The sequence below is a fragment of the Sorangium sp. So ce394 genome (assembly GCF_051474665.1).
GTDB classification, from domain to species: Bacteria; Myxococcota_A; Polyangia; order Polyangiales; family Polyangiaceae; genus Sorangium; species Sorangium cellulosum_D.
Genome location: NZ_CP150339.1, coordinates 4,924,326 through 4,948,492 on the forward strand (window position 1 = coordinate 4,924,326; position 24,167 = coordinate 4,948,492).

The following is a 24,167-nucleotide window of genomic DNA, read 5'->3' on the forward strand; positions in this document are numbered from 1 at the left end:
GATCGAGCCACCGAGGTTGACGCGATGCGGCAATGCCGGGTACCATGGCGCGGATGCTTGGGTTCGAGCGCTCGCTGGGGTCGAGCTCCCCTCGTGCGAGGCCGCGCGCCGCCGCCGCCGCGGTCCTCTCGCTGGTCGCGGTCTCGGCCTGCTGCGGCGCCCCCGATCGCGCGGATTCGCCCGCCCAGAGCGCGACCACGGGCGAGGCGCCGCCGTCCGCTGGCGCGGGCGACGCGGGGGGCGCCGGGGAAGGCCTGGGCGGCGCTGGCGGGGCCGGGGCGGGCGCGGGCGGCGCTGGCGGGGCCGAGGCGGGCGGCGCGGGGGCGGGCGGGGCCCCGCTCGCCGATCTCCAGGGCTGTCATGGCGAGAAGCGGCCTCTCGTGATCTCCAGCCAGATGCCTTATGCCCTCGCGCGCGTCGGCGCGGCGGAAGGCCATTTCCTCCTCGACTTCGGCACCACGGCCAGCACCATCGACCCGCAGGGCTTCGCGGGCGGGGTGGTCCCAGAGCCAATCGCCGGCAGCGCCGATCGGTTCGCCGACTTCGATTTCTACGGCCCCTGGGGCACCGTCCGCCTCACCGTGCAGGACCACTCGGGCATTCAGGGCACGGTGCGCCAGGCCGGCATCCTCGGCACGGACTTCCTGTCGCTCAATGCGTTCACGCTCGATTACGAGGACGGCGCCGTCTACCGGGCCGACGCCGGGGCGCTCTGCCCCGATGAGATCCTGCGCGCCGAGGGCATGAAGCCGCTCTGGACCGCGGGATACTATTCTTCCGATCTCGCCGCGGTCCAGGCGGGCTTCCCGAACGTGCCCACCGTCCCGGCGCGCATCGGCGCGGCGCAGGCCGTCGCGCAGCTCGATACGGGGTACGACGACGCGGTGTACCGGCGATCGGTCAACATCAATCGCGCCTTCCTCGCGGCGATCGAGGCGGCGGGGATCGACCTCGAGCCGGTGCCCGAGGCCGCGATGTCGCTGAGCACCTGCGTCCCGGGGCACGCGGAGCAGGTCTCGGCCTACCGCATCCTCCGGGGCGCGCCGTTCGAGCTGGTCAGCACCGACGGATCCGCCGCCGTCGCCGCGCAGGACGTGATGCTCTTCCTCAAGGACACGCCGCCCGAAGCCAGGCAGTGCGGCGGGATCGGGACGTGGTCCATCCCCGCAGCGCAGGTGGCCGCGTCGTTCTATGCGGACGCGAGGCGGCTCGTGTTCGACCCCGTCACGTCCCGCGTGTGGATGGGGACGCCGCGGTAGCGGCGAGCGCCCCGAGCGCACCGCGCTCGGGGCCCTCGAGATCTCGCCGTTCGGAACGAAGCAGCCTTATCGGCCGAGGGGGGCACGCGCGGCTCATCCGCGTTGCGCCGCGACGCGCGAGCGCTCGAGTGACGGGGCGATGGGATGGCATTCACCTTGAACGAGCTCGCCCGCTCGTGGCATGATCGTCCTGCACAAGGGGGGTACGATGGGCGTGCATCATATCGCGCTGGCGGCCGGAGATCTGGTCGCCACGCACCGGTTTTATACCCAGGTGATGGGGTTCCGCCTCGTCAAGGTGATGGCGGTCCCTTACGAGGGCAGCCGTGACGGGGGCTGGGCGAGGCACGCCTTTTATCAGACGAGCGAGCCGGAGGGGCCGCTCCTGGCGTTCTGGGAAGTGCACGAAGAGGCGGTGCGGGGGCGCTTCAGGACGGATATCTCGACGGGGCTGGGGCTGCCGGCGTGGGTGAACCACCTCGCCTTCACCGCGCCGACCAGCGAGTTCTACAGCCGGATGCTCGCGCGGTGGCTCTCGCACGGTCACGAGGTCACCGAGGCGGATCACGATTTCTGCCGTTCCATCTACACGATGGATCCCAACGGCATCCTGGTCGAGTTTTGCCAGACGCTGCGGCCCTTCTCGGAGGAGGAGGTGGCCGAGGCGGAGCGCGCGCTCCTCGATCCCATGCCGCCGCTCGAGCTGCCGCGGCCCGCGATCATCCACCGTCCGCAGGTGGCGTGATGAGCGCGCGTGTCGTCGATGCGATGCTGGGGCATGGGCGCCGCCCCTCGGCGGTCGGTTACTGGCCCTTGCCCGAGGACGATCCGGCCGTTCCCCTGGGGCGGGAGCCGGTCGCGGCCGTGGGGCGCGACGGCGCGCTCGTGCGGGGCCTGTTCTGGACGCCGCCGGGCGGTCGGTTCAAGGTGGCGGCGGTGCTCGCGCACCCGCGGGCGGATTTCTCGGTCCATTACCTCTGCCCGCTGCTCGCGGCGCGGGGGGTGGCGGCGCTCGGGTGCGCGACGCGCTACGTGAACAACGACACCGACTGTCTCCACGAGAAGGCGGTGCTCGACGTCGAGACCGCGGTGGAGGCGGCGCGGGCGCGGGGCGCCGAGGCGGTGGTGCTGCTCGGCAACTCGGGGGGCGGCGCGCTGCTCGCGCTGGCGGAGGCCGGCGCGGCGGCCGAGGGGCGGCGGCTGGGGGACGCCATCGTCGCGCTGGCGGCGCACCCGGGGCAGGGGGTGTTCCTGGAGCAGGCGATCGACCCTTCGGTGGTGGACGAGGGAGATCCGCTGTCGGTCGATCCGTCGCTCGACATGTACGATCCGGACAACGGCTGGCGGCCGTGGCCGGAGCCGTGCAGGTACGGCCGCGCGTGGCTCGCGCGCTACCGGGCGGCGCAGCGGGCGCGGGTCGCGCGCATCGACGCCGCGGCGCGGGCGGCGGTCGAGGCGCAAGCCGACGCGGCGGCGGCGCTGGAGGGGATGGCCCCGGAGCACCCCGAGTGGAGCCGGGTGCGGCGGCGGAGCGCGCATGGGCGATTCATGACCGTGTACCGCACGGTGGCGGATCCGGCGTATCTGGACCCGACCATCGAGCCGGACGACCGCGCGCTCGGGTCGATCTTCGCGTCGCCGGATCCGTTCGTCGCGAACTACGGTTATGGCGGCGTGGCGCGGACGCTCACGGCGCGAGCGTGGCTGTCCACGTGGTCGAGCCTGTCGTCGCGGGCGCGGCTCGCGGACAGCCTGCGCGCGGTCGCGATCCCGACGCTGTTCGTGCACGCGACGGCGGACACGGAGATCCGGCTGCGGCAGGCGCGGGAGAGCTTCGAGGCGAGCGCCGCGCAGGACAGGAGCTACGTGGAGCTCCAGGGGGCGACGCACTTCCTGAACGGGCACCGGCAGGCGGCGGCGGAGCTCATCGCGGCGTGGATCCGCGAGCGCTTCGGATAGGCGTGGGGCGCGGCTCGGCGGGGCGGATGTGCCGGCCTGCCTCCTCGACCGCGCTGCGCGGGCAGGGCGCCACCCGATCCGCGCCCCCGAAGAACTCGCCCGGCGGGAGCCGGATGCCAGGGCTGGAGGGCGCACACGCGGCGGCGAGCGCCGGGAGCGAGAGGAGCAACGCGGCGAGGAGCTGCAGCGCGGCGTCGGGGCGCATCCAGCCCAGGATGCCAACACGCGCCGCGCCGATCGCCAGCCGGACGTGGCGGCCCGGAGTCGCCGCGCACCGACGCCCTACGGCACCACCACCGTATCGTTCGTCTGCAGCGGCAGATCCCCGCGGAGATCGCCTTTTTCCACGACCTCATCGAACACGAACGGAATCCTGCGCTCGCCGAGCGCGTCGCGCCGGACGATCACCACCTCGTCGGGATCGGCGAAGCGCGTGAAGCCGCCGGCGAGGGCGAGCGCCTGGAGAACGGTGATCTGAGCCCTCGGCGTGAACTCGCCCGGACGCGACACCTCGCCCATCACGTAGACGCGGTAGCTGTGGAGCTCCGCCACCTCCACGCTGACGACCGGCTTCTCGTGGTAGAACTTGGCCGCCTGCGTCGCGATCTCCTCGGCGATGCCCATGACGGTGCGCCCCGACGCCAGGATATCGCCGACGAGCGGGACCGTGATGAACCCGTCTGGCCGCACCGTGACGCGGTGGCTCAGCGCCTCGTTCTTCCAGGCGCGCACCTCCAGCACGTCGCCGGGGCCGACCGCGTAGGCGCTCGTCGCGCGGCGCTCGGCCTCGAAATCGACCCGCGGGGCGGTCGCGCCGCAACCCGAGGACGCCACGAGGGCCATCAGCGCGGAGCAGAGCAGGGCAATCCGGACACAGCGGGAGCACATGCGGTGTTCACCCTCCATGATGGAATCGCGCACCAGCAAGCGCCGATCCCGCGGCCGCGCCCCGCGCCTGCTCCTCGCCCGCGCACCGGCGCTTCCCGCGTGCCGGTCGAGCCCACGGTGCTAGATCCGTCGCGCGGAAGGGGGGAATGCGCGCCGCGCCTCATCGCGCTTGCGCAGGGCGCCTCACCGCGGCCGTCGTGAGCTCGCGGCGCGGGCGGCCTGCGCGGCGCTCGCGGCGCGCCACACCATGGCAGCGTGGGTCGTGTGCGCGCTGTGCGCGCTCGTCATCCTCAAGCCGCAGGAGTTCATCCCCGCGCTCGAGGGGATTCCGCTCGTTCACGCGGCGTTCGGGCTCACCCTGCTCTGCGTCGCCCTCGACGTCGTATGGCGGCGGCTCAAGCCGACGCTCGCGCCTCAGGTCGTCTATGCGCTCGCGTTCCTCGCCTGGGCGGCCCTCACGACCGCGCTCAAGCGCCCGGCCGCCCTCGAGGAGCGCGGCCTGCAGCTCGCGACCGTCGCGGGCGTCTTCCTCGCCGTCGCCTTCGCCGCCGCTTCGCCGCGCGGGGTGCGCGCGCTCGCGATCACGCTCGTCGGCTGCGCCGTCGTCACCACCGCGGTCGCGATCGTGCAGGCGTTCCAGCCCTACGGCTGCATGCTCGCCGCGCCCGACGACTGGGAAGGCAAGGGCGAGCTCGAGCCGGATGGACGCCCCTGCGAGACCAACCTCGACTGCCGCAAGGATCCGCCCGTCCCCGACGGCAACTACCGGTGCGAGCGCCCCGGGCCGCTCGGCACGTCGACGATCGACGGGCGCGTCCGCTACCGCGGCTCGCTCGCCGATCCGAACGAGCTCTCCCTGATGGCCGGCATGTCGATCCCGCTCGCGATCGCGCTCGCCGAGCGGCGCGGCCGCCGGCGCGCGCCCGCGGCTCCCGGCGGTGCCGTCCCGCGCGCGCCCGCGGCTCCCGGCGGGGCGCGCCTTCGGCCTGCGCTGCCGCACCTGCTCACCGATCGGCTGCTCTCGCGCGCGGCCGCGGCGCTGCGCGCGCTCCCCGTGGTGGCCGTCATCGCGGCGATCGGCGCGATGGTCGTCCTGTCGCGCTCGCGCTCGGGGGTGATCGTGTACCTGGCGGTCCTCGGCCTCACGTTCATCCGGTGGAGCGGGACCCTCGGCGCCGTCGCCGCCTGCTTCATCGGCCCGCCCATGCTCCTGCTCGGCGGCCGCAGCGGCGACGAGGCGAGCGAGAGCTCGGAGGAGCGCGTCGAGCTGCTCCGGGAGGCGTTCGAGATGATCCGGCGCACCCGGGGCATCGGCGTCGGCGCAGGGCAGTTCGGCGACGAGTCGTCGCTCGGCCTGACCGCCCACAACTCCTACCTGCTCGCCGCGTCCGAGACGGGCCTGCTCGGGATGTGCCTGTTCGCGCTCGTCCTGTATGCGTCGATCAAAGTACCGCTCTCGATCTGGCTGGGCGACGCCGAGGTCGGCCCTGCGGCGAGGCGGTTCGCGCCGGCGATCTTCGTGAGCCTGTGCGGCGCGCTGCTCGGGATCTTCTTCCTGTCGTGGGCTTACAAGGACGTCCTTTACATGACGCTCGGCGCTTCCGCTGCGCTGTATGGAGCGGCGCGGGCCGAGGACGCCCGCATCTCGGTGCGCGTGTCCCTGAGGGAGGTCGCGCTCGTGTGCGGCGGGATGTTCGCCGTGCTCGTGCTGCTCAACGTCCTGCTCCGGCTCCTCGGGTGAGCGCGCCCCGGGGTGGTATGCTGGTCGGCATGTCGGCCCCCATCCGCAAGCCGGGCGACCCCACCGCCGCGCCGATCCCGGCCGAGGCCCCCCGGGCGTTGGAGCGGCCGTCGGCGGCGATCCTGATGATCCTCGGCGCGCGCGGCATTCAGGCAAGCGAAGAGGCGAGGGGCCGGATCCTGAGCGAGACGGACCTGAGCGTGCTGGAGCGATGGCTCCAACGAGCGGCGACCGCGACGGCGGTGGAAGAGCTGTTCCTGGAGTCGGCGGGCCGCTGACCGCGAGAGGCGAGTACGGCGATCCATCGTGACTCACGTCCGCGACGAGCCGCGCCGCGAGGTTCCATGGAACCCGCCTCGCGGGCGGGCCTTGCGCTGCCGGGCGCCTCGGGCCGGAGGAGACATGGGGCGCGGCGCCGCGCGCAGACGGCGGCGGATCGAGGGATGGACGGGCGCGACCGGGCGCTGGTAGCCTCGCCGGCGCTCGGATCGGACCGCTCGGCCAGAGCCGGCTCGGCTGGAGCGGCCGAGACGACCTCGCGCGGATCGGTCCCCATCCCTTGGCCTCGAATCGGCGGATCGGCAGCTCACCGGTCAGCCCCCCTGAGAGAAGAGAAGCGAGATGCCCAAGATCACGGTATGTGCATTTGGCTGGGTTCCACCCTTTGCCCGGGGGCTGGTGCGCGATCTCCGCGTGCGCTGGGCGCTGGCCGAGGCGGGCCTCACCTACGAGGAGCGGCTGATCGGGAACGAGGAGCAGGCGTCCGCGGACTACCGCCGCATTCAGCCGTTCGGGCAGGTGCCCGCCTACGAGGAGGACGGGCTCGTGATGTTCGAGTCCGGCGCCATCGTGCTGCACATCGCCGAGCGCTCCGAGGCGCTGATGCCGTCCGATCCCGTCGGTCGCGCGCGCGCGAAGTCGTGGATGTTCGCGGCGCTGAACTCGGTCGAGCCGCATGTCCAGAACCTCGCCGAGATCGACCTGTTCCATCCGAAGGAGGAATGGGCGCAGCTGCGCCGGCCGTCGGCGGTCGAGGCCGTCAAGGCGCGGCTGACGAAGCTGTCCGACTGGCTGGGCGAGCGGGACTACCTCGAGGATCGCTTCACCGCGGGGGACCTGCTCATGACCACCGTGCTGCGCATCCTGCGCCATACGGCGCTCGTCGCGGAGATCCCGGCCCTCGAGGCGTACCGCCTGCGGTGTGAGGCGAGGCCGGCCTTCCAGAAGGCGCTCGCCGAGCACATGGCGCCCTTCGCGAAGCACGCGTAGCAGCGCGCGCCAGCGGCCGAGCGCGGACGCGGCTGACGGGCCTTCGTATTCCCTGGGGGCGCTCGCGCGTCCTCGGCGAGCGCGAAATCGGCGTCTCCGGACGCCCATCAGGGAACAACGTACGATGCATTCAGCGCGGCCCGGAGCCCGGCGGAGCACGCCGGGAGCGGCGCCGCCGGGAGACCCGCTCGGCGCTCGCTGGCGCGCGAACCGCTGCACTCTCCCGTTGCCTCGCGCGGCGCATCGTGCTTTTGAAGATAGCGTGTCTTCGCTCGCCCAGCAGATCGCCGCGCTCCCCGCCCCGCTGCTCGCCCGCCTCCGGGCACGAGGGTTCGACCCCGACCGTGTCGCCCGGTGGGCCGCGTCCATCGGCAAGGACCGGGACGCCCGCAATCGGCTCCCTGGCACGGTCGAGCCGCCCGCGCCCGGCGACGTCATGGAGCTGCCGGCCGAGGGCACGCCCGAGCACGCCCGCTGCCGCGAGGCGGGCCTGGCCGCGCTCCGGCGCGGCGAGGTCGCGCTCTGCGTCCTCGCGGGCGGGATGGCCACCCGGATGGGCGGCGTGGTCAAGGCGCTCGTGGAGGTGCTGCCCGGTCGGACCTTCCTCGATCTGCGCCTCGCCGAGAGCGATCACCTCCGGCGCGCGACGGGCGTCCCGGTGCCGCTGTGGCTGATGACCAGCGAGGCGACGAACGGCCCGATCCGCGAGGCGCTCGGCGCGCGCCTCGACGAGCAGGGCGATCTCTGCACCACGTTCGAGCAGCACGTCTCCCTGCGCCTCACCCCGGAAGGGGATCTGTTCCTCGACGAGGACGGCGAGCCGAGCGTCTATGCGACCGGTCACGGCGACCTGCCGGACGCGCTCCGGGAGAGCGGCGTCCTCGGCCGCTTCCTCGCGCGCGGCGGAAAGACCGTCTGGATCGCCAACCTCGACAACCTCGGCGCGACGGTGGATCCGGTCATCCTCGGCTGGCACCTCGGCCACGGCGGGCCCCTCACGGTCGAGGTGGTCGACAAGGGCGGCGACAAGGGGGGCGGCCCGTTGCGCTGGAACGGCCGCCCGGTGATCGCGGAGGATTTCCGGCTGCCGGTCGGCTTCGATCCGAAGGTGGTGCCGGTCTTCAACACCAACACCTTCCTTGCGAGCGCCGAGGCGCTCAGCGCGCTCGCGATGGACTGGGTCTACGTGGAGGTCGAGAAGAAGGTGGGAGATCGCAAGGCGATCCAGTTCGAGCGCATCTTGAACGAGATCACCTTCGGTCTCCCGGCCAGGTTCCTGCGTGTGCCTCGAGACGGGCTCGCGGCCCGGTTCCTTCCCGTCAAGGATACCGACGAGCTGGAGCGGCGGCGGCCGGCGATCGAGGCGATCGCGCGAGCGCGAGGGTTTCTGGGCTGAGTCGAGGGGTACCTGTGCCGGCGTGATGTGCCACGCTGTGCCGTGCGCGCCGGCGGAGGAGCCCTGAATTCGGCGAATCTTGCTGGTATGCAGGATGCTTCTCGATGGCCAATGACCATCAAGCCCCCTGCTCCCGCTCATTTTCGAAGCGTGTTCGCGCGCCGTCTGACCCGCGCAATCCTCGCCACCGCGACGCTCGGTCTGGCGGTTGAAAGCGTCGCCTGCGCCAACGTGGTCATGGACGACCCCGCGCCGGGCGATGGCGGCGGCGGCGCGAGCGAGGATGGCGCGGGGGCGCGTGGTGGGATGGGCGGGGAGGGCGGTGGGGGCGCCGATGGCGTCACGACGGTGCAGGCCGGCGGCGTCTCGTGGGACGAGGAAGGAACGGTGTGCGTGGACCCCGGGGCGCAGGGCGGCGCGGGGGGGCAGGGGGGCGAGGGGGGCGAGGGGGGCGAGGGGGGCTCCGGCGGCGTGTTTACGGGCGCCTGCGAGCCGCTCGATCCCGTCGGCGCGAACGTCCCTCTCCCGCCGCCTGGGTGCTGGTACAGCAGCATCGGTGACGGTGTCTTTCGAAATGGCGAGTGCTGCTACGAGTTCACCGCGAGCTGCGGCGGCTCGGGCCGGCCTTTTCTCGTGGGCGAGCGCGCCCGCACCGCGCGGGAGCAGCGGAGAGATGCGGGCGGGTGGGGCGGCGCGCCGCGCCCGGACCTCGCGGGGCTCGGGGAGGAGGCCCGCGCCGCGCTGGCCGAGGCGTGGCTCCGCGACGCCTTGCTCGAGCACGCATCGGTCGCCTCGTTCTCGCGGTTCGCGCTGGAGATGATGGCGGTCGGCGCCCCCGCCGAGATGCTCGCGGCCGCGCACGAGGCTGCGCGCGACGAGGTGCGCCACGCGGCGCTCTGCTTCGGGCTGGCGAGCGCGTACGCCGGCGCGGCGATCGAGCCGGCGCCGTTCGCGTTCGGCGGCGTCGTCGAGGTGACGTCGGACCTGGCGGAGCTCGCGGCGCGCGCCGTGCGTGAAGGCTGCATCGGCGAGACGCTGGCGGCGGTGCAGGCCAGCGAGCAGCTCGCGCACGCGACCGACGCCGCGGTCCGGAGCGTCCTCGCGGCGATCGCGGACGACGAGGCGCGGCACGCCGAGCTCGCGTGGCGCTTCGTGGCCTGGGCGCTCCAGACGGGCGGGGAGGCGGTGCGCCGCGCGGTCGCGGCGGCCTTCGAGGCGGGTCTTGCCGCGCCATCGCCGTCCGTCGCGGCGACGGACGCCTCCGCCGACGCGCTCGCTGCGCACGGTCGCCCCGGCGACGCCGTGGTGGCCGCGTCGTGGAGGCGCGCGATCGCGGAGGTCGTGACGCCTGCGATGCGCGCGCTACTGTCGGCGCAGGCGACGGGTTGAGCCGACCGGGGTTGAGCCGACCGGGGTTGAGCCGACCCGGGTTGAGCTGATCCAACCAGAGTGCAACCGGCCGACCCGGGTTGAGCTAGTTGACCCGACCCAGGTTGGCCGGACCCAGGATCAACCGGCCCGATCCGGGTTGAACGACCGACCCGGCCCGGGTTGGCCCGACCCGGGTTGAGCCGACCCGGGTTGAACGACCGACCCGGGTTGGCCCGCCATCGATCCCAACCCGGGTCCGTTCTGGTCGCGTCAGTTGCCTCCGGTTGCCTCAGCCCGGGTCAGGTCGACCCGAACCAGGTTGCGGCGCAGCAGCGCCGCAGCAGCGCAGCGATCCAACCCGGGTTGGGTCTGGGTTGCCTCGGTTGCCTCAACCCGGGTCAGGTCGCCGCAGCGACCCGACCCGGGTTGGGGCATGGCGCCAACCCCGGTCAGCTCTGGGTTACCTCGGGGTCGCCTCAACCTGGGTCAGGTCGGGTCGCCTCAACCTGGGTCAGGTCGGTTCAGGGTCAGGTCGCCTCAACCTGGGTCAGGTCGGGTGGGTCGGATGGATCGAGTCGCCGCCCCGCGGAATTTCTTGACCCGCTCACCCGCTTCGGCCTATGTTTATTGAAAATGAAGATCATTATCAATCCAAGGCGCGCTCTGGCGGGGTTTGAAGACGGCCTGGTTGCCTTCTGGCGGCAGCTCTCGCTTCGCGACGCTGGGTGCCGCGCGTTTCGCGGCGTGGCGGGCGGCGGGGGGAGGCGCTCGTGAAGGGCGGTCCGGCAGCGCCGTCGCCGTTGGTCGGCGAGCGCGCAGCGGCTCTTCGGGGGTGGGGGAGCTACGCCCCGCCGCTCGACGCAGCGCTCGTGCGCTCGCTCGTCCCCGCGAGGGCCCCGCTCGGGCTCGCCGGCTCGCGCCCGTGGCATTGCTCGCCGCGCGTCCTCCGGCTGATCGTGGCGCTCGCGCTCTCGTGCGAGGCGATCGGCACCCTGGTGAGCGCCGCGATGGGAAGAGAGGACGGCGCCGTCGCAGAGGAGCCGTCCGGCGAGGCGCTGCGCGTCCTCATCGACCGCGCGCTGACGAACGCCCGCGCGGCGCGCCGGCTCGCGAGCGCGCTCGACGCCGTGCTCGCCGGCGAGGTGCGCGCCTACCGTGGGCTCTGCGTCGCCGCGCTCGCGGCCCGCTGGGCGACCGCGCGCGCCGCTGCGCCCGCGAGGGAGGCGGCGGCGCTCCTCTGGGCGAGCGCGCGAACGCCAGGCTCGCCGATGCGCTTCCTCGAAGAGCGCATCGCCGACGACATCGAGCTCCGCGCGCTCCGCGCCATGGCGACGTCGATGAAGGCGGCCGGCGCGCGACGCTGGGCCAGCCCGACGCGCCTGACGCGCCGCTCGGAGGAGCGACCGGCCGAACGAGGCCTCCGAGCGGTCGCCCTTGCCGGGAGAGGGCGTTAGCAGCCTCACCGCGGTGGCGTCGTCGGCCAGGTGCTGGGCACGCCGCTGGTCAACCTGGTCGACGCTGCAGGTGAGGCAGCAGGTCGAGTCGAACCTGGTTGAGGTCGCCGCAGAGCGCAGAGCGCCGAGTCGCCAACTTGACAAGCAACCCACAGATCTGTCATGAAAATGAAAATGACTTTCAATGTCGACCGGGCCCCTTCGTTTGCTCGACGCGAGCTCGCGGGCGTCGCCGCGTGCGCCTACGCCTCCGACGCGTTCCCGGACCTCGGGTTCCACGACGAGGAGGCCCGCCATCTCGCGCGCTTGCTCGAGGTCGAGCGCGCCGGCTTCACCGAGCAGGAGCTCCGCCCGCTCGCGGCCCGCGCCCTGCTCGTGGACGACGTCGTGCACGACTTCTTCCGCCGTCACCCGGACGGCCTGGCCATCGGGCTCTTCACCGGCCCGTGCACGCGATTCTCACGCATCGACAACGGCCTGCTCCACTGGATCGATATCGACGTCCCCCGCGTGGTCGCCTGGAAGCGCCCGCGCGCCCCTCGCACGCCGCGGTACGCGCTGGCCGCCGCGTCCCCTGGCTGCGATCACTGGATCGAGCAGCTCTCCGAGGCGCGCGGCTGGCCCACGTTGATCCTCGGCCTCGGCCTCTTCTCCCAGCTCGGCCCCGAGCGGATCTCCGCCTTCTTGACCCAGGCCTCCCTGCGCCTCGAGCGAGATGTGGAGCTCCTGCTCGACGCGACCCCCTGCCTCCGCCTTCGCCCCGCCGCCGCGAGGGGCGCGCGCCACGTGGAGCTCCACCGCGATGACGGCAGCGTCGAGACGTTCCCGTGGTTGCGGGTCCTCCACGACGACGACTACCCCGAGCCGCTCGGCGCCCGCGTTCGCGCCACGAACGGGCTCGCGCGCTTCCTCCGCAAATCACGCTTCCCGATCCTCCGCCACCTCCGGCGCGTGTGAGCCCTCAAGAACAGACCAGGAAACAAGACAAGGATCCCGATGAACCTTCAGGAACACGTTGACGCACCTGCGCCCGACGGCGCCGCGCTCCCCCCGCGCGACGCGCGCGCCCTCTCGCGGAGGGCCTGGCCATGAGCCGCTACACCGGACCTCGCGTCAAGGTCATGCGCGCGCTCGGGGTCGAGCTCCCCGGGCTCTCGGCGAAGAAGACCGAGCGCCGGCCCTACCCCCCCGGGCAGCACGGCCAGGCCCGCAAGAAGCTCAGCGAGTATGCGCTGCGGCTGCGCGAGAAGCAGAAGGTCCGCCTCAACTATGGCCTGACCGACACGCAGCTCCGGACGCTCATGCTCGAGGCGCGCAGGAGCAAGCTGGCCGCCGGGACCAAGCTCATCGAGCTCCTGGAGCGGCGGCTCGACAACGTCGTCTTCCGCGCCGGCTTCGCCCGCACCATCCCGGCCGCGCGACAGCTGGTGACCCACGGGCACGTGCTCATCGACGGGAGGCGCGTCGACATCCCCTCCTACCGCGTCAGCTCCGGAGAGACGGTGAGCGTGCGCGAGCGGCGCCGCGATCACCAGACCGTCGTGGAGGCGCTCGCGAGAGCGGACCTCCTGGCCCCCTCGTGGCTCTCGGTCGACAAGGACGCCCGGCAGGCGCGCGTGACCAGCCTGCCGGACGAGACGAGCATCCCGTTCCCCATCCAGGTCCAGCTCATCATCGAGTACTACTCACAGCGGCTGTGACGCAGCAGCGCGCCTCGCCGCGCCGGCGCGCGGCGAGGCCGCTGCCCCGGCCCGCAACGCGGGCCTCAGGTGCGGTCGAGGTGCTCGACCATGAACGGGTACACGTCGGTCGACGCGCTCTTCCCGAAGATGCAGTCGATGTGGCCGTACCCGGGGATGACGTTGCGCGAATAGAGGCCCGCGCCGTTCCTCGCCGACAGCACCTCGACGGTCTTCTCGGTGCTCGCCGGCAGGAAGCACTGGTTCTCCGCGCCGTGGATGAAGCGGATCGGGATCGCCATCCGATCGAGGTGCGGCAGATACACGTCCTTCCCCTCGGCGTCGACCACATGACCCTTGCGGGTCATCAGCGCGAGGCCCTCGAAGGCGCGCATCGTCGCCTCTCCGAAGAGCTCGTAGAGCCGATCGTGCGTGGCGTAATTGAGCTGCGCGTGCTCGTAGAGCAGCGAGTACATGAACGAGATCCGATGACACACCGCGCTGTTGCAGTGCTCGCCGTCCCCGACGGGATACAGCGCGAGCGCGCGATCGTAGAGGCGCGAGAAGAACCCCTCGTGCGACGAGGCGTTCGTCGTGAGCGACCCGACGCCGAGCGCGTCGAGCACGCTGGGCGCGTGCAGCCCCGCCTTCAGGTGCACCATGGCGGGCGTGACCACGTGCGTGGAGATCTGCGAGATCACCGCCGAGCGGACGCCCTTCAGCCCGGCGAGCATCGCCATCGTGAACGTCGTCGCGCCGTAGCAGTGGGCGACGACCTGCACGCCCGCCGCGCCCGTCGCCTCACGCACCTTCGCCACCGCGGCGGGGTAGTCGTAAAGCGCGATCTGATCGGCCGTGTACTGCGTCTTCGACGCGGGGAGCAGCACGCTCGACCGGAAGTCGAGGAGCCAGACGTCGTAGCCGTGCGCCACGAGGTGCTCGAGCAGGTTCGTCTCGATGGTGTCGGTCGAGAAGATGCGGCTCGAGACGCCGAGCCCGTGCGCGAGCATCACCGGACCCTTCGAGCCGCCTTGATACCGCGTCAGGAGGAGGTCGACTCCATCGCCGCTCTTGAACGGGTAGAAGCGCGGGCCGGGCACCCGCAGCGGCCTGCGCTTCTCGGGCGGGGGGTTCGAGTCGGCGAACTCCAGGGGCGCCGCCACGCCGCCGTAATAGTCGTAGACCACGCCCGCGAAGTAGCGCCCGAACTTCACCGTCGTCGCGAGGCGCTCCTCGGCGTTCTTCGCGTTCGTGACGTCGAGCGTCCCGAGCTGGCGGATGAAATCCTCGGGCTCGATCACCAGGATGCCCTTGCCGATCGCCGGGCCCGTCTCGTCCTCGCCCTCGTGGATGGTGATGTAGAGCGTGGTGGTGTCGTGCCACGCGTCCCAGAACGGGCGGTCTTTGATCACCTTGAACCCGTAGAAATAGAACGAGCGCCCCTCCTCCGACCGCATCCGCATCTTGTATTTCATGAGCCGCGTGTCGGCGGCGTCCGGATCTTGCACGAAGAGGTTGAACGTCCCGTGCGTCACCGTGAGCGGCCGCCCCGAGAGCGCGGGGGCGTCCACCGTGCCGAGCGTGCGCGCCTCGTGCTCGGGGCTCGCGAGCATGGCGTCGACGTCCTCCGACACGATCGTGAGGATGAACTTGAAGCTCGAATCCTCTTGCTTTCCCAGGTCGGCGGCCGTCTGGAAATCGCTGTCGACCGCCTTCGAGAAGTAGCCCTTCATCGTCTCGGTGAAGCGGATCCCCGGCTTGCGCGTCTGGGGCTCGGGCGGGATCGGACCCTTGTCCGAGTAATCGATGTGGAGCCCGCGGTCGCGGGCGAGGTGGATGGCGCAGCGCTCCGCCAGCGCCGAGATCGTGAGCAGCGGGTTGACGCCGAGCGAGACGGGGACGATCGACCCGTCGCACACGTACAGCCCCTCGTGGACCGCGGCGCCCGCGCTCGAGGCGAAGACCGTGCCCTTGTGGTTCACGACGCCCGACTCGGCCGAGTCGGCCATCATGCAGCCGCCGAGCGGGTGCACGGTGATCAGCTTGTCGCCGATCTTCGGGGACCAGATCGGGTCCTTGACCAAGACGCCCTCGAGCGGCGCCGTCGTCTCGAAGAGGCGCGCGTTCATCTTCTCGAAGATCGGCTCGGTGCCCACCTGCGGCCAGTCGATCCGCAGCTGATCGCCCTCCAGCTTCATCGTGCCGCAGTTCGCCTCGTGCCCCATCACGAGGTAGGTCTGCGTGTGCATCGTGGCGCCGTGATACGCGCCGAGGAGGAGCGACTCGGCCTCGCGCACCCCCTGGGCGAACGCGTTTTGCGGCGCCGTGTTCGAGCCGCCGGTGCAGGAGGCCACCTTGAACATGAGCGGCAAGAGCGGCGCCAGCGCGCCGGGGATCGAGCCCTCCTCGATGATGATGTCGTCCTTGATGTCGGCCTGGTTGCGCATGTCGATCACGCCCGTGATGCACGGCCCGACCGGCGACGTCGCGGAGACCGCCCGGTGACCGAAGCCGAGCCCGTCGAGCTGAGGCGTGCAGTTGTAGCCGAACCCGAGCATGTCCCCGTTGCCGCTGAACCCCTGGCCGAGCTGGTCGGACAAGGGTAATCCGAGCTCCTTCGAGCGGAGCAGGATCTCGGTCGAGCCCAGCGTCCCGCCGGAGAGGACGACGATCTTGGCGGTGACCACCAAGGTCGGCGCGTCGAACGCCTCACGGCCGGTGTCGAGCACCTGGTAATGAACGTTCCATTTCCCGTCGTTCCGCCGCTCGACGTGGCGCACGCTCACCTCGACGAAGATGTGGGCGCCGTGGCGCTTGGCGTCGGGGAGGTAGTTCATCAATACGGTGTTCTTCGATCCGTAATTGCAGCCGGAACAGCAGTCGCCGCAGTTGTTGCAGGCCTTCTGCGCGACGCCGGCGGCGTTGATGCCGTCCTTGAAGGTCACGTTGATGTTGGTGCGCCGGAACGGCTGCCCCATCGCCTGCGCCGAGCGCTGCAGCGCCGTCAGCTTGGGCAGCGGCGGGTAGCTCTCGGGGTACGGGTTCGGCGAGAGCATCCGCTCGGCGAGCATGTATCCGGTGTTGAGGTGCTCCATCTTCTCGCTCCGGAGCTCGGCCGGCCAGCGCGGGTCGTCGAAGACGCGCGGCTCGGCGCGGATCGAGACGTTCGCGTTGATGAGGGAGGTGCCGCCGAGGCCGCAGCCGACGAGCACGCCGATGTCCTTGTTGACGTGCAGATCGAACAGCCCCGTGCGCGAGCCCTCGTGACCCACCTCCGGCAGGTTCATCTGCATGTCGGCGACGGCCTCGAGGGCGGTGTTCGGGTACTCGCCCGGCGTCCGCTCCCGCCCGCGCTCGAGCACGCAGACCTTCATGCCGGCGCGCGCCAGCCGCGACGCCATGATCGCGCCGCCGTAGCCCGAACCCACGACGACGACGTCGTATTCACCGTCGATCTCTTCAATGTCGGACGAAAGACGATTCATGCTCTGCTCCATGGATGTTTCGGCTTCCTTGACGATTCGCTGCCGCGCTGCGCGTCGATCCGCGTCCATCACCGGCGCGGATCGCCGGTCGTCACCGGCCTGGCGTCGCGGGCGGGGAGGTGATCGGCTCGATGGTCCAATGATAAGCGCTCCTCTGGGTCTTCACGCCGTTCCCGTCCGGGGCCAGGTACGCCCCGGATCGCTTGTTCCTGAAGGCCACCGCGTCCCCGAACCGGACGGGTCGGCCCTTCTCCGCGGCCTCGAGGACCCAGGTCTGCTTCTCGTACCTGTCCTCGTCCACGGCCGGATCGTAATCGTTGAAGTAGTAACAGTCCCCGGTGAGGCTCCACGCCCCCAGCGTGTTGTAGGCGCCGATCTCCAGCTCGGTCGAGACGAGGGCGACCTCGTCGCCGTCGCGCACCTTGCCCGAGCTGGCCTCCCTCGCGCTCTTCTCCAGGAAGAGCTGGACGGCCTCGCCGCCGAGGGTCGGAAAGTACTCCGCGACCTTCGGGTCCGAGAGCGAGAGCAAGCCCAGGATCGTCGATTTTCGGGAGGCGGTCGAGATGCGCTCGCCGGCGTGGCCCCGCAGGGTGAACCGATCCAGGTACTTGAACGGCTGCCCCGGCTCGCGCTTCACCTGGAGGAACCGGACGTCGCGCTCGTCGCGGCGGGGCTCCTCGAGCGTGAGGACCTCCTCGAACGTGGGCGCGCCCATCGCGCGCTCCTGGAACGCGGACAAGCGCCGCTCTTCGCCATACCACTTGAGGATCGTGGCGATGAGCGAGGTGTGATCGTAGGGCTGCTCGCGGGTCGAGCGGAACACGGTGCCTCGCCGGATGCGCGGCGACACCAGGATCGCGGGCACCCGGACGCCGTGACGATCGAAGTTGAAGCCGTGCTGGGTCGTGGGCGCGGAGCCGCCGCTCCCCCAGGGGGGCACCGCGGCGGGCGGCGGCACGTGGTCGAAGGTGCCCACGCCCTCGTCGAACGTCACGATGAGCAGCGTCTTCTCCCAGGCCGCCCTGTTCGCGATGAGGCTCATGTAGACGCTCTGCAGGAACGTCTCCCCCGCGCTCAGGTTCCCGGGCGGGTGGTAGTCGTTCCCCAACGCGGTGGCGAGGCTCTGCTCCCACGAGAGATCCGTGGATTCCTGCGAGACGGTCCAGAACGGCTCGACCAGGCTGAAGCGCGGGAGGGTGCCGGCGCGCGCCTGCTCGTGGAACCGTTCGATGCGCGCGAAGCGGCGCTCCACGCCCGGGATCGCGCGCAGGCCGGGGAACAGCCGGTACGTGTAGCAGGACGGGAGCTCGCCGGACGAGAGCTCGATCAGGTACTTCTGGTGATCGGCGTCGAGGTCCTCCGCAAACTGGACGATGTGCTCGATGATCGGCTGGAGGCGGCTCTTCCCGCCGGTGAGGGCGATCGAGATCTTCTCGGGGAGCGTGCTCGTCTGCCAGAAGATCGACCAGTCGTCGTGCCCGGCCTCATGGAGGGCGTTCCAGAGGGTGGTCGTCTCGAACTGGTCGTCGCCGAGGCGATACCCGACCTTCTCCTCGACGAGCTTGGCCCTCGGGTCCTTCTCGAGCCAGCCGTTGTCCGTCAGCCCGAGGGAGGTACCGCAGAAGGCGAAGGCCCGGTTGGGGTTCGTCTGAGACGGGACCGACGAGAACCACATATCGCAGACGGCGTAGTGCTCTGCGAGCCCATTGATCACCGGGAGCTGGTCGGGGGTGTAGCTCTCCATGACCTCTCCGGCGAGGTCCCGGAGCGCGTCCGGATCGCCGCCGGCGACGCCCGATTTCTTGAGGGCTGTCATGTAATCCTTGACGAATCCCTTCATGGTGGGGGCGTCGCCCGGCCCGATGTCGTCGTTTCCGAAGAGCTGGACGTTCACGCTCGCGAACTCCTCATTCGGCGCGACGCAGGGCACGTTCATGGCCGAGGCGCCCTTCACGGGCGCGCAGCTGAGCCCCTCCGCGACATTGGTGAACGCCGCCAGGTCGAGGCCCGCCAGGCCCTCGAACCGGCGCTCTCCCGGCGCGGGCTCCGGGATGTTCAGCGCCGGGCCCGCGCTCGGGTCTGCGTACAGCCAGCCGAGGACGCTGTCGAAGGAGCGATTTTCGAGGATGACGAGCACGACGTGCTCGATGGACTTCATGCTCACGTTCCGCCTCCGCACGATGCTCGCGCTGGATCCGCCGCATCGATGGAACACCGCGCATTCCCCCGCGGCGCGCCGCCGCGCGAGGCCCCCAGCGCACTCTCCTCAGACGCCACTCGCCAGACGAGCGGTCCGCAGATCTGCTCTGCGTCGACCCCCTGCGCCCCCCCGTGCCCGCCGAGCGCAACAAGCACATTATGCTAACCGCATCTCGATCACAAGATCGTTTGGAGGGCGAGCCAACATTGCGCGGCCTACACGACGTGCTCCTCGTGTCCGATGTGAACGGACGTGGCCTCAGGCGCGCTCGGAGGTGTGATGTGAAGGATTGAATGCGTGTGTGGTCGGCAGATGACCGATGTCACGACATCGGATCAGCGCCCGTGCCGAGGTCACCCTGCGGGGGCGCGCGAAGCGGGCTGCGGCCCTCGGCGCGGTCTCGGCGCGCCGGCGCCGCGCTGCGCGGATCACGGGCGCCGGCCGGGGCGCTTCTCCGGATCCTCGGCGAGCAGCTCCTCGATCTCGGCCGCCGCCTTGTCGAGCACCTTCACCGTGCGAGCGAGCACGGCGGGCGTGAGGCGCCCGCGGTGCATCGCGTGGCGCAGCAGCCGCATGAGCGCGCCGACGCGCTTCATGACGTCGCCGAAATCCTCGGCGAAGCGCTCCCACGAGGTCTCGGCGAAGCGCTCGTAGAACTCGTCGACGTACTCGCGGTTCGCCTGGAGGTCCTCGCGCCCCGCGTCGGTGATCTCGTAAATCTTGCGGCCGTCGGCCTCGATGACGCGCGCGTGGCCGAGCTCCTCGAGCATCTGCAGCGTCGGATAGATGACGCCGGGGCTCGGCCGGTAGGTGTCGCCGCTGCGCTGCTCGATCGCCTGGATGACCTCGTAGCCGTGGCGGGCCCGCTCGGCGAGGGCGTCGAGCACGAGGTAGCGCACGCCGCCGCGATCGGCGCGGAGCGGCGGCCCTCCGAACCAGTCGCCCCACCAGCCGGGCGGCCCGCCGCCGAACCCGCCCCGGCCCCGCCCGAACGGACCCCTCGGCCCGCGCGGGCCTGCGTGATGATGATGGCCATGATGATGTTCACATCCCCAGAACATAGACGCGATCCCTCTCTTGCTCGGCGGCGGACCGCCACGGCGGCGAGCACTCAGCTGCCGCGCGCGCGTGGGCGGACCACCCCCGGCCCCACGGCCCGGGCCGCCCTGCGGCGCCGGAGCCGATAGTCTAAAAGATATATCTAGACGATAGTTCTCGACCTGCCCGTGTCAAGGGACCGGCGGCTGGCCGCGTTCCGCGTGGAGGCCGGCGATGTACGTGGAGCGTCCACGGCGCTCGTCCTCGTCACCCCATCTGCGCGCCCCTCGACCCGTCGCGCGGGTGCGCCTCTGGGTGACGCGCCCGCGAGCACGCGCCTTGCCGTGCGGGGGCAAAGCGCCCCGGGCGCGCCCGTTGCGCCGCGCGGCGCCGGACGGCGCTGCCCGCGGTGCGGGGAACATCATGTCCAGCCTGAGCACGGAGAGCACACCCCGCGAGCGCCTCGATCGCGCGATCAGCGTCCTCGGCCGCGTCCGGATGTACTGGCGCGGGATGGCCGCGATGATCGCCGTCGGGCTCTCCATCTCCCTCGCCCTGGCGCTCGCCACGAAGCGGGTGTGGCGGAGCGAGGCCACCATCCTCTACCGCGAGACCATCCAGACCGGCCGCGACCCCCAGAGCAGCACCGCGCGGGCGGCGCGCCTCGGGCCCAAGCTCAAGGACGCGCTGATCGCGCGCGGGACGCTCGCCGGCGTCATCGAGGCGTTCGGGCTGTACCCGGAGAAGACCTCCCGCTCGATGGTCGAGGCGGTCGAGGAGATGAAGAGCCACGTCGGCTTCCGCGCACAGAGCAGCGATACGTACGTCATCTCGTTCACCCACGACGACCCGCGCGTCGCGCAGCAGGTCGCCGCCCGCCTCACGCAGATCCTGATCGACGACTACCGCCGCGACAGCCTCGGCGCCGCGACGATGACCCGCGACTTTTTGCGGCGGGAGCTCGCCGAGGCGAGCGCCAAGGTCGACGAGGCGAGCCGCGCGCTGGCGACGTTCCTCGCCAAGAACCCGCAGTTCCAGTGGGGTCTCAACGACTCGCCGTACGCGCCGGCGCCCCAGCCGCTCGGTTCGCCCGGCGCCCCCGCGCCCGCGGCGGCCCGCGCCTCGCCGCCGACCCGCCCCATGGACCCGCAGCTCGCCGCGCTCGAGCGGCAGCTCGCCCGGGTGGAGGCGCTGCTCGGGGCCGCGCGCTCGCCCGCGGCGGCGCCGGGGCAGCCGTTGCCCCCGAGCGTGATCGACGCGCAGCGGGCCCGCGACGCGGCCGCCGCGGCGCTCGTGTCGGCCGAGGCGGCGCTCGCCGAGAAGCTGTCGACCGTGACCCCGATCCACCCGGACGCCATCGCCGCGAAGCGCCGCGTCGAGGCGGCCAGGAGCCAGCTCGCGGCCGCCGAGAGCGCGCTCGGGCTCGTGCGCGCGGGCCTCACCGAGGTCCCGCGCGGCGAGGCGGGCGAGCTCACGCCGGCGCGGCGCGCGGCGCTGTCGGCGGAGCGGAGCGCGCTGCTCCGGCAGATCGCGGGCCTGCGCGCGCGCGCCGGCGGCGGCAGGGCGGCGGCGGGGGGCGAGGCGCGGCGCGCGCTGGAGGCTGCGGGGGGCGAGGCGCGGCGCGCGCCGGCGGGGCCGGACGGGGACGCGGAGGAGCGGGTGATCGAGCTCGAGACCGAGTGGCACCGGCTCCGCCTCGATCTCGAGCGGGCGCGCGAGTACCTGAAGGCCGTTCAGGCCAACGAGCGCGCCGCGGACCTCTCCGCCGACGCCGCGGAGAACAAGAGCGAGACCGAGCTCGACGTCCTCGATTCGGCGTACCTGCCGAGCCGGCCGGATCGCGGTCGGGGCCGCGTGTTCTTCGCGGGGGCCGCGGTGACGTTCTTCTTTGCGCTGGGCGTCGCCGGGGCCCGGGTGCTGCTCAACGACACGCTGTACGACGGCGGCGACATCCACGCGCTCGGCGGCCCCGCCCTGCTGGCCGCGATGCCGGAGCTCCCGCCGCAGCCGCCGCTCCGCGAGCGCGCGATCGTGCCGGCGTACGGCGCGGCGCCCGCCGCCGCGCACGAGGACGGCGGCGAGCGGCCCAGCGAACCGGCGGGGCCAGCGCCAGGTCGACCCGGGTTCGCCGAGCCGGGCCAACCCGGGTTCGCCGAGCCGGGCCAACCCGGGTTCGCCGAGCCGGGTCAACCCGGGTTCGCCGAGGGCGAGGAGGACACGCTCCCGGACGGCCTGGAGCTCGAGGGCGACGCCGGCCCGCGCTCGCCCTGGAGCGCGCCGGAGCCGGCCTCCAGCGCGGCCGAGGAGGCCTGGAGCGCGGCCGAGCCGGCCTCTGGCGCGCCCGGCGGGCCGCTCGCCTGGGTGGGCCCGCGCCACCTCGCGTACGCCGGCGGCGCCGGGTTCCGCGAGCCCGAGGTGGAGATCCTCGGCGCCGACGTCGATCCGGACGGGTGCGGGGTGTTCGAGCTGCTCCGGGGCGCGCCCGCGTCGGCGCTCGCCGCCCTCCGGGTGCTCCGGCACCGGCTCGATCAGCGGCGAGGGGGCGAGCCGCTCACGGTCGCCGTGGTGAGCCCCGGCCGGGCCGAGGGCAAGACCGCGGTCGCGGCGCGCCTCGCGATGACGCTCGCCGAGGCCGAGCGCGCGCGGGTCCTCCTCGTCGAGGGCCACCTCGCGCGCCCCCGCGTCGCGGCGACCCTCGGCCTCCGGCTGCCCGCGCACGCGAGCTTCTCGGAGCAGCTCCGCCGGCGCATGGCCGGCGAGGCCCGCCCGCTCGGCGTGATCGCCCTCAGCCCCTCGCTCTCGGTGCTCGCGGAGCCGTCGCTCGAGGCGAGCTACCCCGCGGCGCTCCACTCGATCCACTTCGAGGCCGCCATGCGCGCGCTCCGGCGCTACTACGATTACGTGGTGCTCGACGGCCCGCCGGTCCTCGGCTCGGGCGACGCCAACGTCATCGAGGACGCCTGCGACGGCGTCCTCGTGGTCGCCCGCGTCTCCGTGACGCGGGCGTCCTCGCTCACGCGGGCCGTCGAGCAGCTCGGCGAGCGCCGCATCCTCGGCGTGGTCCTCAACGACGTCGCGGCGAGGCCGGTCGCGAGGAAGCGAATCGAGGTGGAGGAGCCGGCGACGTGACCATCAGGGCGACGCGCCGCAACGCGCTCGCCGGCGACGAAGCGGGAGAGCACACCGCTTCGCAGCGGCGCGCTCGTCGCGACGCATCATATCGACGTGTTGCCGTACATCCACGCCGCGTCGAACCAGATGTCCCGGTTGCACCCCGCCGCGGCATAGTCGTTCTCCAGCGCGACCGCGAAGGAGTGCCAGCCAGCCTCGAGCCACACCGCATCGGACGTCTGGTGCGTCCAGCCGGCGCCGATCGGGCGCCGGCCGCGGGCCACGGCGTCGATGAAGAAGAGCGCGGCCGGATAGCCGTTGCAGATCGATCCGGCCAGGCGCGCGTGGAGGACGTACGAGCCCGCGCTCGCGACGTAGAAGTACTTGTAAGGTCCGCCGTTCCAGTTGAGCTGCAGGAACGCGTCGGCGTTGGCGCCCCAGCCGTATCCGACCGCGTACGGATACAAGTCATACTGGATGGTCTCGGCCTCGATGTACCAATCCGCGCGCGCGACGCTCGGGGCCGAGGCAATCGCGAGCGCGCCGGCCACCGCCGCAATCTTCCAGGTGTTCAATGCTGCTCCAGTGGTTAAGAATGGTCCAATGGGGAGGATGGATGAGACGACGGATATGATTTGATGTCAAGCGCGCGCCGCGTCGCCTCGCTTCGTGAGGCCGCCGATGCGCCACGACGTCGCATCGCAGCGCACCGCATCGCATCGCAGCGCACCGCATCGCATCGCATCGCCGCCGGCGTCGACCCGAGGGGCGCCGGGGGCTCGCGCTGCTCAGAACGTGATCTTGATGGCGTCCGCCGACCTGTTCGCCGGCCCGTGATGGACGACCTCGATGTTGTTCCCGTCGGGATCCAGCACGAAGGCCGCGTAATAGCCGGGATGGTACGGGCGCTCGCCAGGGGCGCCGTTGTCCTTGCCGCCCGCGGCGATCGCGGCGGCGTGGAAGCGCTCGACCGTCGCGCGGTCGTTCGCCTGGAACGCGAGGTGCGTCCGGCCGGTGAGCTCGCCCGCGGCGGCCTGTGAGCTCGCGCTCGAGACGAAGAGCTCGTCGGCCCAGAAGTAATCGTCGGCCTCGCCGCCGATGGGGACGCCGACCGCGTCGAAGACCGCCTGGTAGAACCTCTTGCTCGCCGCGATGTCCGCCACGACGAGCTGGATGTGATCGATGAGACGCCCGCGATAGAGCTGCTGTGTTTCCATGCTTTCACTACTCCCCATGAGCCGTGGCACAGGGGAGGCCTGAACGGCACGGCCTCCCTTGCGCGTCTGTTGAGCCGGGCGGCGCCGGCCATCAGCCGAG

At 72.0% G+C, this 24,167-nt stretch carries 18 protein-coding genes; 12 read left to right on the forward strand and 6 right to left on the reverse strand.

The genetic code is table 11. The annotated features are described in order from the left end of the window. Positions 1-44: 44 nt before the first annotated feature. The 3 genes from WMF33_RS18160 to WMF33_RS18170 all read left to right on the forward strand — a co-directional run bounded on the left by WMF33_RS18160 (position 45) and on the right by WMF33_RS18170 (position 3,218). The gene (locus WMF33_RS18160; RefSeq protein ID WP_437338304.1) at positions 45-1,259 is read left to right on the forward strand and encodes a hypothetical protein; all 1,215 of its coding nucleotides are present in this window, start codon (positions 45-47) and stop codon (positions 1,257-1,259) included. 208 nt (positions 1,260-1,467) lie between these two features. Continuing rightward, positions 1,468-2,004: a VOC family protein gene (locus WMF33_RS18165; protein ID WP_437338305.1), complete on the forward strand. Its 537-nt coding sequence runs from the start codon at positions 1,468-1,470 to the stop codon at positions 2,002-2,004. Further along, positions 2,004-3,218, forward strand: coding sequence for an alpha/beta hydrolase (locus WMF33_RS18170; RefSeq protein WP_437338306.1), 1,215 nt, complete (start codon positions 2,004-2,006; stop codon positions 3,216-3,218). The genes WMF33_RS18165 and WMF33_RS18170 overlap by 1 nt, the downstream gene beginning before the upstream one ends. A 282-nt stretch (positions 3,219-3,500) precedes the next feature. Here WMF33_RS18170 and WMF33_RS18175 read toward each other — a convergent pair whose 3' ends face one another. Beyond that, positions 3,501-4,106 carry a polysaccharide biosynthesis/export family protein gene (locus WMF33_RS18175; protein ID WP_437338307.1) on the reverse strand — a complete coding sequence of 202 codons (606 nt, stop codon included), beginning with the start codon at positions 4,104-4,106 and terminating at the stop codon, positions 3,501-3,503. Positions 4,107-4,353: 247 nt separating this feature from the next. Here WMF33_RS18175 and WMF33_RS18180 point away from each other — a divergent pair, with 247 nt between their 5' ends. From WMF33_RS18180 to rpsD, 8 genes are all read left to right on the forward strand, one after another. After that, a complete protein-coding gene (locus WMF33_RS18180) occupies positions 4,354-5,847 on the forward strand; it encodes an O-antigen ligase family protein (protein WP_437338308.1) in 1,494 nt (497 codons plus the stop codon). A 17-nt stretch (positions 5,848-5,864) separates the two neighbouring features. After that, a complete protein-coding gene (locus WMF33_RS18185; protein WP_437338309.1) occupies positions 5,865-6,125 on the forward strand; it encodes a hypothetical protein in 261 nt (86 codons plus the stop codon). A gap of 343 nt (positions 6,126-6,468) precedes the next feature. Beyond that, positions 6,469-7,116, forward strand: coding sequence for a glutathione S-transferase family protein (locus WMF33_RS18190; protein ID WP_437338310.1), 648 nt, complete (start codon positions 6,469-6,471; stop codon positions 7,114-7,116). A gap of 262 nt (positions 7,117-7,378) precedes the next feature. After that, complete coding sequence (locus WMF33_RS18195; RefSeq protein WP_061625397.1) at positions 7,379-8,512, forward strand: UTP--glucose-1-phosphate uridylyltransferase; 1,134 nt, start codon at positions 7,379-7,381, stop codon at positions 8,510-8,512. 237 nt (positions 8,513-8,749) lie between these two features. Next, entirely contained in the window at positions 8,750-9,901 is a 1,152-nt protein-coding gene (locus WMF33_RS18200) for a ferritin-like domain-containing protein (protein ID WP_437338311.1), read from the forward strand. Positions 9,902-10,752: 851 nt separating this feature from the next. Beyond that, positions 10,753-11,337 carry a hypothetical protein gene (locus tag WMF33_RS18205; RefSeq protein ID WP_437338312.1) on the forward strand — a complete coding sequence of 195 codons (585 nt, stop codon included), beginning with the start codon at positions 10,753-10,755 and terminating at the stop codon, positions 11,335-11,337. Between the two features lie 174 nt (positions 11,338-11,511). Beyond that, entirely contained in the window at positions 11,512-12,294 is a 783-nt protein-coding gene (locus WMF33_RS18210; protein ID WP_437338313.1) for a class I SAM-dependent methyltransferase, read from the forward strand. Positions 12,295-12,425: 131 nt separating this feature from the next. Then, the gene (rpsD, locus tag WMF33_RS18215; protein ID WP_437338314.1) at positions 12,426-13,037 is read left to right on the forward strand and encodes a 30S ribosomal protein S4; all 612 of its coding nucleotides are present in this window, start codon (positions 12,426-12,428) and stop codon (positions 13,035-13,037) included. 65 nt (positions 13,038-13,102) lie between these two features. On the opposite strand, the gene WMF33_RS18220 is transcribed toward rpsD, so the two are convergent. From WMF33_RS18220 to WMF33_RS18230, 3 genes are all read right to left on the reverse strand, one after another. Further along, on the reverse strand, positions 13,103-16,501 hold the full coding sequence (locus WMF33_RS18220) for an alpha/beta fold hydrolase (RefSeq protein ID WP_437338315.1): 3,399 nt from the start codon (positions 16,499-16,501) through the stop codon (positions 13,103-13,105). Positions 16,502-16,592: 91 nt separating this feature from the next. Beyond that, a complete protein-coding gene (locus WMF33_RS18225) occupies positions 16,593-18,659 on the reverse strand; it encodes an alkaline phosphatase family protein (RefSeq protein WP_437339492.1) in 2,067 nt (688 codons plus the stop codon). Positions 18,660-19,129: 470 nt separating this feature from the next. Further along, on the reverse strand, positions 19,130-19,762 hold the full coding sequence (locus tag WMF33_RS18230; RefSeq protein ID WP_061625402.1) for a PadR family transcriptional regulator: 633 nt from the start codon (positions 19,760-19,762) through the stop codon (positions 19,130-19,132). A gap of 400 nt (positions 19,763-20,162) precedes the next feature. Between WMF33_RS18230 and WMF33_RS18235 the strand changes: the two genes are divergently transcribed. Next, positions 20,163-22,868 carry a hypothetical protein gene (locus WMF33_RS18235; protein ID WP_437338316.1) on the forward strand — a complete coding sequence of 902 codons (2,706 nt, stop codon included), beginning with the start codon at positions 20,163-20,165 and terminating at the stop codon, positions 22,866-22,868. Between the two features lie 86 nt (positions 22,869-22,954). Here WMF33_RS18235 and WMF33_RS18240 read toward each other — a convergent pair whose 3' ends face one another. Together WMF33_RS18240 and WMF33_RS18245 are read right to left on the reverse strand one after the other, a co-directional pair. Continuing rightward, entirely contained in the window at positions 22,955-23,425 is a 471-nt protein-coding gene (locus tag WMF33_RS18240) for a hypothetical protein (RefSeq protein ID WP_061628228.1), read from the reverse strand. A gap of 213 nt (positions 23,426-23,638) precedes the next feature. Continuing rightward, on the reverse strand, positions 23,639-24,067 hold the full coding sequence (locus WMF33_RS18245; RefSeq protein ID WP_437338317.1) for a VOC family protein: 429 nt from the start codon (positions 24,065-24,067) through the stop codon (positions 23,639-23,641). Positions 24,068-24,167 lie beyond the last annotated feature (100 nt).